The sequence below is a fragment of the Actinoplanes sp. NPDC049599 genome (assembly GCF_044465625.1).
Taxonomy (GTDB): Bacteria; Actinomycetota; Actinomycetes; order Mycobacteriales; family Micromonosporaceae; genus Actinoplanes.
On record NZ_JBITLX010000004.1, the window covers coordinates 113358 to 125162 of the forward strand.

Consider the following 11805-nt stretch of genomic DNA (forward strand, 5'->3'; position numbering starts at 1 on the left):
GGGAGGGCGGCCGGGCGGTGCCCAAGATTTAAGGAAAACTTCGGGACGTTCACTCCGGCGCGCCGGGGTGCCACGGGATCTCGGGCGAGGGGTGGAACGCGATGCCCTGCCGGCGCCAGCGCGGGGCGAAGGCGGCGAGCCGGTCGCGGAACGACTCCCAGTCGTGGGTCGCCCGCGGGGACCAGCCGATCTCGGCGACGGCCGGCAGCCGGGGGTACGTCATCGTCTGCACGTCGGCGAGGCTGCGCAGGGTCTCGGACCACAGCGGCGCCTCGACGCCGAGCAGCGCCTCCTCGCCCACGCCCGGGAGCCGGTCGGCCGGGTCCCAGCCGTACGCCCGCTCGACGTCGATCAACCCGGCCCAGTCCAGCCCCAGCAGGCTCTGCTCGGTGTACTTCATGTCCAGGTACGTCCGGTCGGCCGGCGACATGATCACCTTGCTGCCGTTCGCCGCCGCGCGCGCGGTGCCCTCGTCGGTGGCCTCGATCCGCCAGTACTGCGCGACCGCGGTCTCCGGCAGCTCCACCCCGGCCAGCTCGTGCCAGCCGATGACGCGCTTGCCGTACTTGGCGACCAGCGGCAGCACCCGCTGGATGAACGTGCGGTAGTCCTCGGCCGTGGTGGCCTGCGCCTCGTCGCCGCCGATGTGCAGGTACGGCCCCGGCGTCAGCGCCGCCACCTCCCGCACGACGTCCTCGATGAACGCGTACGTCTCCTCCTTGCCGGCCACGAACGAGCTGTAGCCGACCTCGGTGTCCGTCCGCGGCGCGACAGCGACCCCGTCGGCGGTCAGCTCCGGGTAAGCGACCTGGGCCGCGTTGACGTGCCCCGGCATGTCGATCTCGGGCACGATCGTGACGAACCGCTCGGCCGCGTACGTGACCAGGTCGGTGTAGTCCGCCCGGGTCAGGTAGCCGGGCCCGGCGCCGTCGACCCCGGTGCCCGCGCCGCCGCTGACCGCGGTCAGCCGGGGCCAGCCGTCGATCTCCAGCCGCCAGCCCTGGTCGTCGGTCAGGTGCAGGTGCAGGTGATTGATCTTGAACTGGACCACCGAGTCGAGATAGGACTTGATCTCGTCGACGGTGAAGAAGTGCCGGGCGATGTCGAGCATCACGCCCCGGTAGGCGAACCGCGGCCGGTCCACGATCCGGCCGCCGGGCAGCGCCCAGGCGCCCGGCTGCAGGCCGGCCGCCTCGATCGCGGCGGGCAGCAACTGCCGCAGGGTCTGCACCGCGGCGAACAGGCCGGCGGGCGCGGCGGCCCGCACGGTCACCCCGGACGCGGCGATGTCGAGCCGGTAGCCCTCGTCGCCGTCCTGGTCGCCGTCGCCGTCGAGCAGCAGGGCGATCTCGCCACGCTCCTCGCCGACCGGCAGGGCGTAGCCGGTGGCCGGACGCAACAGGGCGGCGAGGAGCTCACCGATCCGGGCGGCGTCCGCCGACCCGGGCGCCGTGCGGATCGCCGTACCCGGGCCGATCGTGAAATCGGCGGCCGGGTCGGGCCGCACGTCGGCCGGCACCGGAATCACGTCGCCGAGCCCGCTGCGCTGGAATGCCGGTTCGCTCACCGCTTCACTCTCCCGTTCTCCGACCGCCGATCGGTCGGCACGACTCTAAACCCTCCTTCCAGTTTCGGAGCGCCCCGATGGCCCGCGTCACCCCGCCGATATCGTGGGCGCCATGGCGATCACCACCCGCCGCGCCGTCCCGGCGGACGCGGCTGAGCTGCACGGACTCGCGGCCCGCACATTCGGCCTGGCCTGCCCGCCGGGCACCCGGCAGGACGACATCACCGCGTTCGTCGCCGAGCACCTGGCGGAGGCCCGCTTCGCGGAGTATCTGGCTGATCCGTCCCGGATCGTGCTCCTGGCCGAGGACCAGGGCACGGCGGTCGGCTACGCCATGCTGGTCGGCGGGCCGATCAAGGACCCGGACCTGGCTGCGACCGTGCGGTCCGCCGACGATTCCGGTACGGCCACCGCCATCGAGCTCAGCAAGTTCTACGTCGCGCCGGAGAGCCACGGCTCCGGGGTCGCGGCCACCCTGATGACCGCGACGGTCGAGGCGGCCACCGCCACCGGCGCGGGGCTCTGCTGGCTCGGCGTCAACCAGCGCAACGAGCGGGCCGCGAAGTTCTACGCCAAGAACGGCTTCGAGATCGTCGGCACCAAGCGCTTCCTGGTCGGCGCGGTCTGGCAGGACGACCACGTCCGGGCCCGCCTGCTCACGGCCGCGGTACGGCCGGGGCGCTGAACCACGCGTCCACGCCCGTCGCCAGCGACCACTCGATGCGCCGGCGGTGCAGCTCGTGCAACGGGGGCAGGTCCGACAGCGCGAACCAGCCCACCGCCAGCGACTCGTCGTCGTTGACCCGGGCCTCGCCACCGATCGCCCGGCAACGGAAGGTGATGTCGACGAACTCCGTCCGGTCGCCGTTCGGGTAGGTGTTGGGCGGCTGGGTCAGCACGCCGCTGACCCGCTCCGGGACGACGTGGACGCCGGTCTCCTCGTACACCTCGCGGACGACCGTCTCCGCGGGCTGCTCGCCCGGGTCCATGACGCCGGCGATGAGCGCCCAGCTGCCGTTGTCCGCGCGCTGGCCCAGCAGCAGCCGGCCGGCGTCGTCGAAGACGACCGCGGTGACGCCGGGCAGCAGGAGCATCCGGTGCCCGACGACCTCTCGCAGGCTGTGCAGATATGGCGAAATGGGCATGCCGGACAAGATAGTGCCCGCCGGGACACCTCGCCCGGCACGCCGCGCGCGTCAGCCGACCAGCGGACGCACCTCGGTCGCGACGGCCCGGACGAAGGCCTCCGGATCCGGGTCGTCCACGGTCGGCTGCAGCACCACGGTCGTGGCCCCGGCGCCGGCGAAGCGCTCGACGGTGGCCGCGACCGCCGCGGCGTCGCCCGCCACGCCCGCGAAGTCCATGCCGTGACGCTCCTGCTGGCGGGCGAGGCGCTCGGCGGCGGACGGGCCCATGGCGACCGGCACGAAGACGACCACCTCGTGGCCCTCCCGCGCGCCGATGTGCCCCAGGGCCGTGCGCACACCCTCCGGCGGGGTGCCGGCGACCAGGATCGTGCCGTCGCCCAGCTCGCCGGCGAGCTGCAGCGTCTTGGGCCCCATCGCGCCGACGAACAGCGGCGGCGGCTCCTTCGGCGGCCAGTCGAGCCGGACGCCGTCCAGCCGGACGTACCGGCCCTCGGTGGTCACCGTCTCGCCGCGCAGCAGCGCCCGCAGCGCGGTGGCCTGCTCACGCAGCATGGTCATCGGCGAGGCGGCCCGGACGCCGACCTGGCCCATCCACTCCTGCACGCCGTGCCCGACGCCGACGATCGCCCGGTCGCCGAACATCCGGTGCAGCGTGGCCAGCTCCATGGCGGTCAGGGCCACGTTGCGCAGCGGCACCGGCAGGATGCCGATGCCCACCCGCAGCCGGGTGGTCCAGGCCAGCGCCGCCGCCGCGGCGGCGATGCCGCTGTTGAGGAAGCAGTCCTCCCACAGCCAGAGCTGCTCAAGGCCGGCCTCGTCGGCGGCGCGGGCGATGTCGCGCAGTCGCTCGGGAGGGTTCTGGGGCAGGAAGATCGCACCTAGCTTCGTCACCGGTCCATCGTCCATGGTGCCTGTGACAAAACCCGGCCGGTCTCCAGCAGCGTCTTGAGATTCGCCAGCACCGCGGCCCAGCCGCTCGCCGCCTCGGCCCGGTCCCGCTCGGTGAGGTTCTCGTGGGTCACGGTGAGCCGGACGATCTCGTGGAACCGCTCGATCTCGAAGGTGACCTGGGAGGAGTCGTCCTCGCCGTCCCAGGTGGTGACCAGGCGCCGGGGCGGCGCGCTCTCCACGACCGTGCCCGTCACGTCGGCCACCCCCGAGCCGTCCGTGCGGACGTGCTGCCAGCGGGAGCCGGGCTGCCAGTCCGAGACGTTGGCGTGCCCCCAGTAACGCGCTGTGATGTCGGCGTCGGTGAGCGCCGCCCAGACCTGCTCGGGGGTGCTCTCGATGTAGGTGACGTAGACGAAGGTGGGCCGGTCGCTCATGGTCTCCTCAGCTCTGCGCTTGAGCGCGCTCAGGGTCCGCAGCCGGGGCTGCTCGAACTTGTCGATCCATCGCTCCTGCATCTCGTGCAGGGGCACCGGGTTGAGGTAGTGCAGCTTCTCCCGGCCCCGCCGGACCGTGGCGACCAGATTGGCCGCCTCGAGCACGGCCAGGTGCTGCGTCGCCGACTGCCGGGTCATCACCAGCCGGGCACAGAGCTCGGCGAGGGTCTGCCCGTTCTGCTCGTGCAGCTGGTCGAGCAGGTAGCGCCTGGTCGGGTCGGCCAGCGCCCGGAATACCTCATCCACACGCTAAGTTATGCAGTCATTTACCTGCATGTCAAGCCCGAACGGCCTACCCCGACCGGGTGAACCGCATTGACCGGGTGCGGGCGGCGGCCGAGACTGCGGGTGAACCGGACCCGGGCCGCCTACCGAGGAAGGCCGCGCTCATGGAGGAGAACCCTCCGTACCTGTTCCTGCCTGCCCTCGACGGGGCACGCGCCCAGGTCGCGGTGACCGCCGACGTGGACGGGGCGGTCATCGACATCACCGTCCGCGGAGACTGGGATCCGCAGCTGGGCGCCACGGTCGCGCTGGAGATCGGCCGCTGCCTGGCCGAGAGCCCCGCCGCGATCGTCATCGACGTGGCCGGCGTGGCCGACCCGTCGGCCGCCAGCATGCCGGTGTGGCTGTCCGCGACCCAGGCGGCCACCGCGGCCGACCCGCCCGCCCGGCTGGCGCTCTGCCTGCCCGCCGACTCCCCGCTCGCGCGCCGGCTGGGCCAGGTCGGCGCGCACCGCTACCTGCCGGTCTTCGGTTCGGCGCCGGAGGCCCGGGAATCGCTGGTCGGCAGCCGGGCGCTGACCGACGTGGTCCGGCTGCGCCTGCCGCCCTCCGCGGTCTCCCCCGCCGTTGCCCGCAACCTGGTCGGCGGCGCCTGCCAGGCGTGGAACCTCGGCGCGGCGCTGCACCCGGGCCGGGCGGTGCTGTCCGAGCTGGTCTCGAACGCGGTCGAGCACGCCCGCACGGAGATGGAGGTGTCACTCTCCCGGCGCGGCACGGCACTGCACCTGGCGGTCCGGGACCGCGACCCGACGCTGCCGCGGATCATCAAGCCGCGGCCGGTGCGGCCCGACCTGCCGCTCAACGAACGCGGCCACGGCCTGCGCGTGGTGCACGCGGACTCGGTCGCCTGGGGCGCCATCCCCACCGCCGGCGGCAAAATCGTCTGGGCCACGATCCGCGAACGCCCAACCCGATCCCGCCACCGGTAACCAACCACCAGACCCAGCCGGCACCCAGGCCGCTCCAGCACGCGAGCCAGGCCGACCCAGCACGCGAGCCAGGCCAGCACCCAGGCCAGGCCGGGCACCGCGGGCCAGGCCGGGCACCGCGAGCCAGGCCGACACGCCGGCCGGGCCGGGCCGACACGCCGGCCGGGCCGGGCCGACACGCCGGTCGGGTCGGGCGGCGACGGGTGGGACTTGCGGATGTGCCGGGTCAGGATCGGAGCCGCTCCCGGGCCCGCATCAGGGCGAAGCCGAGCAGGTTGAGCCCGCGCCACCGGGCCGGGTCGGCGGTGCGCTCGTCGGTGGCCGCCAGCCCGATGCCCCAGATCCGGTCGGTCGGGCTGGCCTCGACCAGGATCCGCTCGCCGGTGCCGAGCAGGAAGTCGCGCAGCTCGGGACGCTGGCCGAACTTCGCCTCGCCGGCCTCGGTGACGATGCCCAGGCGGGCCTCCGCCCAGGTCTGCTCGTCGAAGCCGCGGACCCGGCGGCCCAGCATCTTGGCCTGGCGCGGGTGGCTCGCCACCACGATCCGCTGCGCGGACTCCTCGTCGCCGAAGAGCAGCGCCTTGCGCCACATCATGTAGTGCTCCGCCGTGGCGAAGCGGACACCCTCCACAGTGAACGCGGACGGCCACCACTGGCTCAGGCAGCCGGTGCCGATGCTGCCGTCGCGCTGGGGACGGTGCCCCCAGAAGTACAGATATTTCAGCCGCCGGCCCGACCGGGCCAGCGTGATGACCTCGTCGACGGTGCCCGGCATCTCGCTCACACCGGGAATCATGCCAGCCACCTCCGACACTTTCCCCGGCATTGTCACCGGACCCGGCGGCCGCGCAGGATCACCGCCAGCGGGTGATCCAGCTGGTCCAGATCGGTGCGTGGGTCCGCCGCGTAGACCACCGCGTCGGCCGGTGCGCCGGGCTCCAGGCCGGGCAGGCCGAGGAACGCCCGCGCGGTCCAGGAAGCCGCACCCAGGGCCTGATGCGCCGGCACCCCGGCGCCGGCCAGGGCGCGGACCTCGGCGGCGATCCGGCCGTGCGGCAGCGAGTCCGTGCCGGCCAGCAGCGTCACCCCGGCCTCGGCGGCGGCCGCGATCGTCGCCGGGTGCGCGGCGACGCCGGCCAGCCACCAGCTGCGGAACTCGCTCTCCGGCCGGGCGGTGACCACGGGTACGCCACCGAGCAGCACCGACAGCGTCGGGGTGAGCGCGGTGCCCTGGGCGGCCATCCGGGTGAGCAGGTCGGGGTCGAGCCAGGTGCCGTGTTCCAGCGAGTCCACGCCGGCTTCGACCGCGGCCGTACCGCCGGACCGTTGCTGGGAGTGCACCGCCACGCGGCCGCCGACGGCATGGACCCGCTCGACGACCGCGCGCAGCACGCCGGCCGGGAGGTGCTCGTCGTCGGTCTTCCAGTCGGCGATGAGTTTCGCCCAGCCGGTGCGGGCGGCCTGCTCGGCGGCGAGCCCGGGCAGCTCGGCGTGGCTCGCGCGGCGGCCCCAGCCGTCGAAGAACTGGCCGTGCTGGGCGATCCACGGGCCGGCGTGCACGGCGCGCGGCACGTCCGGGTCGGTGCCGAACCAGTCCGGCGGGTCACCGGCCAGGCCGGGCGCGCGGATCAGCGTCACTCCACTGTCGACATGCTGGTGCAGGTGGTCACGCAGCACCTTGTCGTCGAGCGGGCCGCCGACCTCCTGGTAGCCGGGATGGGTGTGCGCGTCGACCAGTCCCGGCAGCACCCAGCCGACCGGTACGGCCTCCGCATCCCTTACCGGGTCGGCGGTCCAGCGGTCCCCGTCCGCGTAGAGGTCAACGGGTTCGCCGGTCGCCACCGCGGTGCCGAGGACTCTGAGGACAGACATCCCGGCAGCGTAGATGGTGGCCATCAATTCAGTGCAGACTTATATAAGTCACGGGCGGGACAACGCGGAAAAATGTCATAGCCGATCGATAGATTCATCGTGCGGATCGGCGCCACGGGGGCGCCGATCCGTCCAGCTACCGACCGGCGCCGCGCAGCAGCGTCTCACCCGCCGTGCGGATCCGGTCGCGCAGTTCCGGCGGCGACTCCACCTCGAAGTCGGCGCCCAGCGTGCCCAGCACCATGACCGGCCAGCTCAGATCGTCCACGTTCATCCGCAGCCGGCAGCTGTCCGCCGACACCGGGGCCACCGTGCCCCAGTGCCCGACGAACTGCTGCACCTCCGGCGCCGCCCGGCCGATCACGACCGAAACCTCGTGCCGGGTGGGCGCTGCGGCGAGCCGCGAGCGCATCCAGGCCACCGGGTCGCCGCCCGGGATCTCGCGCGGGCGGAAGCGGGCGCCGGTCGGCGCCGGCGCGGTCAGCCGGTCGATCCGGAAGCTGCGCCAGTCGCCGCGGTCCAGGTCCCAGGCCACCAGATACCAGCGGCGGCCGAGCGAGACCAGTCGATGCGGCTCGACATGGCGCGACGAGCCGGCGCCCTCGCGCGGGGTGTAGTCGAAGCGCAGCCGCTCCTCGCCGCGGCAGGCCAGCGCGATCGTCGTCAGGGTCGCCGCGTCCAGGGTGGGGCCGCCGCCGAGGACGCCGGGCGCGGTCACCGCCTGCAACGCGTCGATCCGCTTGCGCAGCCGGGGTGGGAGCAGCTGGATGACTTTCGCAAGCGCGCGTACCGAGGTCTCCTCAAAACCGGCGACCGCGCCCGCCGCAGCCGTCCGCAGGCCGACGGCGATCGCGACCGCCTCCTCGTCGTCGAGCAGCAGCGGCGGCATCGCCGCGCCCGCCTGCAACTGGTAGCCGCCGGCGACGCCGCGGGCCGCGTCGACGGGATAGCCCAGCTCGCGCAGCCGGTCGACGTCGCGGCGCAGCGTGCGCGGGCTGACCTCGAGCCGGTCGGCCAGCTCGGTGCCGGGCCAGTAGCGGTGGGTCTGCAGCAGAGAGAGCAGCCGCAGCATCCGGGCACTCGTGTTCGCCATGCCGTCAGTCTCCCGTTCATTGCGGTCAAGAACTGGCCGCATTCGACCCTAGCGTGGGAACCATGATTGAGACACACGAGCTGACCAGGCATTTCAAGGACGTGCAGGCGGTGCGCGGGATCAACCTCACCGTCGCACCGGGGGAACTGGTGGCCCTGCTCGGCCCGAACGGCGCCGGCAAGTCGACCACCCTGCGCATGCTCACCACGCTGATCCCGCCGACCGCCGGCACCGCGCGGGTGGCCGGCTTCGACGTGGTCCGCGGGCAGCGTGCGGTGCGGCAGCGGATCGGCTACATCGGGCAGGGCAACGGCGCCGGACACAGCCAGCGCGGCCGCGACGAGCTGATCAGCCAGGGGCGCGCGTACGGGATGAAGGTCGGCGCCGCCCGGCGGCGGGCCGCGGAGCTGATCGACTCGCTCGACCTGGGCGAGGTCGCCGACCGCACCGTGTCGACGCTCTCCGGCGGCCAGCGCCGCCGGCTGGACATCGCGATGGGTCTCATCCACGAGCCCGAGCTGCTCTTCCTCGACGAGCCGTCCACCGGGCTGGATCCGCAGAACCGCGCCAACCTGCAGCGGCACATCGTCGAGCTGCGCGCCCGGCACGGCACCACGATCATGCTGACCACGCACTACCTGGACGAGGCCGACGCGATGGCCGAACGGGTCGTGGTGATCGACCACGGCCGGATCATCGCCGACGACACCCCCGCCCGGCTCAAGTCCGAGCACGTCGGCGACCGGATCATCCTGGGCTTCGACCACGAGACCGACGCGGCGGCGGCCGCGTCGCGCGTCCCCCACAAGTCCCACCGGTACGGCGCCGAGCTGACGTTCACGGTCCCGGGCGCACCCCGCCTGGTCACCGGGCTGCTCGACGACCTGCGCGCCACCGGCCTGTCCCCGGCCGACGTGGAGGTCAAGCGGGCCACCCTCGACGACGTCTTCCTCGAACTGACCGGCCGCAGCCTGCGTGAGGGCGGCGCCGCCCGCCCCGAACTCGTGGAGGTCTGAACGATGCACAACCTGGTCACCGACACCGGCGTGGTCTTCAGCCGTGAGCTGCGGCCCGTGCTGCGCAACCCGTTCACCGTCGTCTTCTCGATGGTCCAGCCGCTGGTCTTCCTCGGCCTGTTCGCGCCGCTGCTGCCCGACGAGATAGGCCTGCAGTGGTTCGTGCCCGGCATCGTGGTGATGTCCTGCCTGTTCGGCACCTCGATGACCGGCTCCAACCTGCTCTTCGAGATCCAGACCGGGTCGCACGAGCGGATGCTGGTCACCCCGCTGCGCCGGCCCGCGCTGCTGATCGGCCGGGCGCTCAAGGAGATCGTCCCGGTGGTCGTGCAGGCCGCGGTGATCGTGGCGATCTGCCTGCCGTTCGGCTTCGAGCTGCACCTCGGCGGCGCGCTGCTCGGCCTTGTCATCCTGAGCGTGTTCTGCCTGGGGCTGGGCTCGCTGTCGTACACGCTGGCGCTGGCGGCGAAGAACCAGGAGTGGCTGTTCTGGACCGTGCAGCAGACCCTGCTCTTCCCGCTGCTGCTGCTGGCGGGCATGCTGCTGCCGATCGAGGCCGGGCCGGGCTGGCTCCAGGCGCTGAGCAAGGGCAACCCGCTCACCTACGTGGTCGACGCGGAACGCGCGCTGTTCAACGGCGACGTCTGGGCCTCGACGACCGTGACCGGCGCGCTGGCGGCGCTGGCGGTGGGCGCGTTCGGGCTGCTGGTCGGCACCCGGGCCATGCAGCGCTCGGACTGAGTTCCGGGTCACCCGGGCAACTGGTGCGGCGGGGATGGGCGGGCAACCGATACCGTCATCCCCGCACGGCCGGCGAACGATGGGGGAACCGGGATGTTCGGGTTGCGGCGGCGCCAGGCGCGCTCGCTTCCACGCAGGCTCGGCCGGCTCATCGAGGGCCTGACGCGGCCGGTGCACGCCGGTCCCGAGCCCCGGCGGAGCAATCCCGACGCCGTCGTCGACTGCGCCGTCTACCAGGAGGGCGCCCGCCGGCCCGGCCAGTCGCACTTCACCCACGCCGCCCGGCACGCGCAACGGCAGAAGGACGCGTTCGTCTGGCTCGGGCTGCACGAGCCAGACGAGCCCACCATGGCCGCCATCGCCCGGGCCTTCGGCCTGCACGAGCTGACCGCCGAGCAGGCCGCCGCGGGCGGGCACCGGCCGGGCGCCGAGATCATCGGCGAGGTCACCCGGCTGGTGCTGCGGACCGCGCGGTACGTCGAGCACGAGGAGCTGACCGACACCTCCGAGGTGGTCGACACCGGCGACGTGACGGTGCTGATCGGGCCGTGGTTCGTCATCACGGTCCGGCACGGGGCCGCCGGCGCGCTGCGGCCGGTCCGGGAGGAACTGGAGCAGCGTCCGGCCCTGCTCGCCGAGGGACCCTGGGCGGTCGCGTACGCGGTCAGCAGCCGGATGGTCGACCTCTACCTCGACGTCGCCGGGCACGTCGAGCACGACCTGGAGGCGCTGGAGGAGGTCGCCTTCTCCGCCGGCAAGCGGCCCGACATCGCCCACATCTACCAGCTCAAACGCGAGATGGTGGAGTTCAAGCGGGCCGTGCTGCCGTTGCAGGAGCCGCTGCAGCGGTTGCTGGACCGCGACGTGGTGCCGCAAGGGCTGTATCCGTACCTGGTGGACGTCCGGGGGCGGCTGGGGCGGGCGGTGGACCGGGTTGCCGGTTTCGACGACCTGCTGAACTCGATCCTGCAGGCCCGGCTGGCGCAGGTCTCGGTGGACCAGAACAATGACATGCGCAAGATTGCGTCCTGGGCGGCCATCGCCGCGGTGCAGACGGCCATCGCCGGCATCTACGGGATGAACTTCGAGTCCATGCCCGAGCTGGGCTGGAAGTACGGATACGCGGGCGTGCTGCTGCTGATGGCGGGCGCCGCGGTGATCCTGTACCGCCGGTTGAAGAAGGTGGGTTGGCTGTGACGATCTCGGAACCGGACCAGCGGTGGGCCGACCTGGGCCGGCAGGCCTGCGTCGTGCTGGCGCCGCTGTTCCTGGCGATCGAGCACGTCGGCAGCACAGCCGTGCCCGGGCTGCCGGCCAAGCCGGTCATCGACCTGATGGCGAGCGTTCCCGACCTGGACGAGATCAGCGACAGCACGCTGGAGACGTTCGGCTACCGCCGGGTGCCGACCGACATGCCGGAACGCCTCTTCTTCCGCCGCGAGGACTACGACAGCACGGCGTACCACCTGCACGTGGTCGCCGCGGCCGGCTGGGAGACCCGTAACGAGCGGCTGCTGCGCGACCACCTGCTGGCCCATCCGGCCGACCGGGACCGGTATGCGGCGCTCAAGCGGGAGCTGATGGCCGAGTTCGGCCCGGGGCCGGCGTATACGCGGGGTAAGACCGCGCTGATCCAGGAGCTCACCGACGCGGCCCGCGCCGCCCGCGGTCTACCGTCCGTGCCGGTCTGGGAAGAATAGTCACCCAGCGTGTCGGGATTCACCCCCGGCACCCGATGGTACGGCCGTGACCAGGCATAACTCCTGAGG

General features: G+C 72.9%; 13 protein-coding genes. 6 read left to right on the plus strand and 7 right to left on the minus strand.

The window, feature by feature from the left end; all coding sequences use genetic code 11:
- Positions 1-49: 49 nt before the first annotated feature.
- Positions 50-1567, minus strand: a complete 1518-nt coding sequence (locus tag ACIBQZ_RS09505) for a family 20 glycosylhydrolase (protein ID WP_396088060.1) — start codon at positions 1565-1567, stop codon at positions 50-52.
- A 112-nt stretch (positions 1568-1679) separates the two neighbouring features.
- Here ACIBQZ_RS09505 and ACIBQZ_RS09510 point away from each other — a divergent pair, with 112 nt between their 5' ends.
- Positions 1680-2252: a GNAT family N-acetyltransferase gene (locus ACIBQZ_RS09510; protein WP_396088061.1), complete on the plus strand. Its 573-nt coding sequence runs from the start codon at positions 1680-1682 to the stop codon at positions 2250-2252.
- Here ACIBQZ_RS09510 and ACIBQZ_RS09515 read toward each other — a convergent pair.
- Genes ACIBQZ_RS09515 through ACIBQZ_RS09525 form a run of 3 tightly spaced genes read right to left on the minus strand, consistent with a single transcriptional unit; the run spans position 2224 to position 4346 of the window.
- Positions 2224-2712, minus strand: a complete 489-nt coding sequence (locus ACIBQZ_RS09515) for an NUDIX hydrolase (protein WP_396088062.1) — start codon at positions 2710-2712, stop codon at positions 2224-2226. The genes ACIBQZ_RS09510 and ACIBQZ_RS09515 overlap by 29 nt on opposite strands.
- 51 nt (positions 2713-2763) lie before the next feature.
- Positions 2764-3606, minus strand: coding sequence for an LLM class flavin-dependent oxidoreductase (locus tag ACIBQZ_RS09520; RefSeq protein WP_396088064.1), 843 nt, complete (start codon positions 3604-3606; stop codon positions 2764-2766).
- A complete protein-coding gene (locus ACIBQZ_RS09525; RefSeq protein WP_396088065.1) occupies positions 3603-4346 on the minus strand; it encodes an ArsR/SmtB family transcription factor in 744 nt (247 codons plus the stop codon). Before ACIBQZ_RS09525 ends, ACIBQZ_RS09520 begins: the two co-directional genes overlap by 4 nt.
- A gap of 143 nt (positions 4347-4489) precedes the next feature.
- Between ACIBQZ_RS09525 and ACIBQZ_RS09530 the strand changes: the two genes are divergently transcribed.
- Positions 4490-5314, plus strand: a complete 825-nt coding sequence (locus tag ACIBQZ_RS09530) for an ATP-binding protein (protein ID WP_396088066.1) — start codon at positions 4490-4492, stop codon at positions 5312-5314.
- Between the two features lie 226 nt (positions 5315-5540).
- On the opposite strand, the gene ACIBQZ_RS09535 is transcribed toward ACIBQZ_RS09530, so the two are convergent.
- The 3 genes from ACIBQZ_RS09535 to ACIBQZ_RS09545 form a co-directional block, all read right to left on the minus strand.
- Positions 5541-6110 (minus strand): NADAR family protein, encoded by a 570-nt coding sequence (locus ACIBQZ_RS09535; RefSeq protein WP_396088067.1) that lies wholly within the window; start codon positions 6108-6110, stop codon positions 5541-5543.
- Positions 6111-6142: 32 nt separating this feature from the next.
- Positions 6143-7186: an amidohydrolase family protein gene (locus ACIBQZ_RS09540; protein ID WP_396088068.1), complete on the minus strand. Its 1044-nt coding sequence runs from the start codon at positions 7184-7186 to the stop codon at positions 6143-6145.
- A 136-nt stretch (positions 7187-7322) separates the two neighbouring features.
- On the minus strand, positions 7323-8279 hold the full coding sequence (locus ACIBQZ_RS09545) for a helix-turn-helix transcriptional regulator (protein ID WP_396088069.1): 957 nt from the start codon (positions 8277-8279) through the stop codon (positions 7323-7325).
- A gap of 62 nt (positions 8280-8341) precedes the next feature.
- Here ACIBQZ_RS09545 and ACIBQZ_RS09550 point away from each other — a divergent pair, with 62 nt between their 5' ends.
- The 4 genes from ACIBQZ_RS09550 to ACIBQZ_RS09565 all read left to right on the plus strand — a co-directional run bounded on the left by ACIBQZ_RS09550 (position 8342) and on the right by ACIBQZ_RS09565 (position 11736).
- A complete protein-coding gene (locus tag ACIBQZ_RS09550; RefSeq protein ID WP_396088070.1) occupies positions 8342-9295 on the plus strand; it encodes an ABC transporter ATP-binding protein in 954 nt (317 codons plus the stop codon).
- Between the two features lie 3 nt (positions 9296-9298).
- Positions 9299-10036, plus strand: coding sequence for an ABC transporter permease (locus ACIBQZ_RS09555; RefSeq protein ID WP_396088071.1), 738 nt, complete (start codon positions 9299-9301; stop codon positions 10034-10036).
- 93 nt (positions 10037-10129) lie between these two features.
- Positions 10130-11233 carry a magnesium and cobalt transport protein CorA gene (locus tag ACIBQZ_RS09560; protein WP_396088072.1) on the plus strand — a complete coding sequence of 368 codons (1104 nt, stop codon included), beginning with the start codon at positions 10130-10132 and terminating at the stop codon, positions 11231-11233.
- Entirely contained in the window at positions 11230-11736 is a 507-nt protein-coding gene (locus ACIBQZ_RS09565) for a GrpB family protein (protein ID WP_396088073.1), read from the plus strand. Before ACIBQZ_RS09560 ends, ACIBQZ_RS09565 begins: the two co-directional genes overlap by 4 nt.
- Positions 11737-11805: the final 69 nt, after the last annotated feature.

Bases quoted from the DNA above. Each gene is read 5' to 3' on its own strand.
- ACIBQZ_RS09510 (WP_396088061.1), top strand. From the start codon at position 1,680: ATGGCGATCACCACCCGCCGCGCCGTCCCGGCGGACGCGGCTGAGCTG.
- ACIBQZ_RS09515 (WP_396088062.1), bottom strand. From the start codon at position 2,712: ATGCCCATTTCGCCATATCTGCACAGCCTGCGAGAGGTCGTCGGGCAC.
- ACIBQZ_RS09530 (WP_396088066.1), top strand. From the start codon at position 4,490: ATGGAGGAGAACCCTCCGTACCTGTTCCTGCCTGCCCTCGACGGGGCA.
- ACIBQZ_RS09535 (WP_396088067.1), bottom strand. From the start codon at position 6,110: ATGATTCCCGGTGTGAGCGAGATGCCGGGCACCGTCGACGAGGTCATC.
- ACIBQZ_RS09540 (WP_396088068.1), bottom strand. From the start codon at position 7,186: ATGTCTGTCCTCAGAGTCCTCGGCACCGCGGTGGCGACCGGCGAACCC.
- ACIBQZ_RS09545 (WP_396088069.1), bottom strand. From the start codon at position 8,279: ATGGCGAACACGAGTGCCCGGATGCTGCGGCTGCTCTCTCTGCTGCAG.
- ACIBQZ_RS09550 (WP_396088070.1), top strand. From the start codon at position 8,342: ATGATTGAGACACACGAGCTGACCAGGCATTTCAAGGACGTGCAGGCG.
- ACIBQZ_RS09555 (WP_396088071.1), top strand. From the start codon at position 9,299: ATGCACAACCTGGTCACCGACACCGGCGTGGTCTTCAGCCGTGAGCTG.
- ACIBQZ_RS09560 (WP_396088072.1), top strand. From the start codon at position 10,130: ATGTTCGGGTTGCGGCGGCGCCAGGCGCGCTCGCTTCCACGCAGGCTC.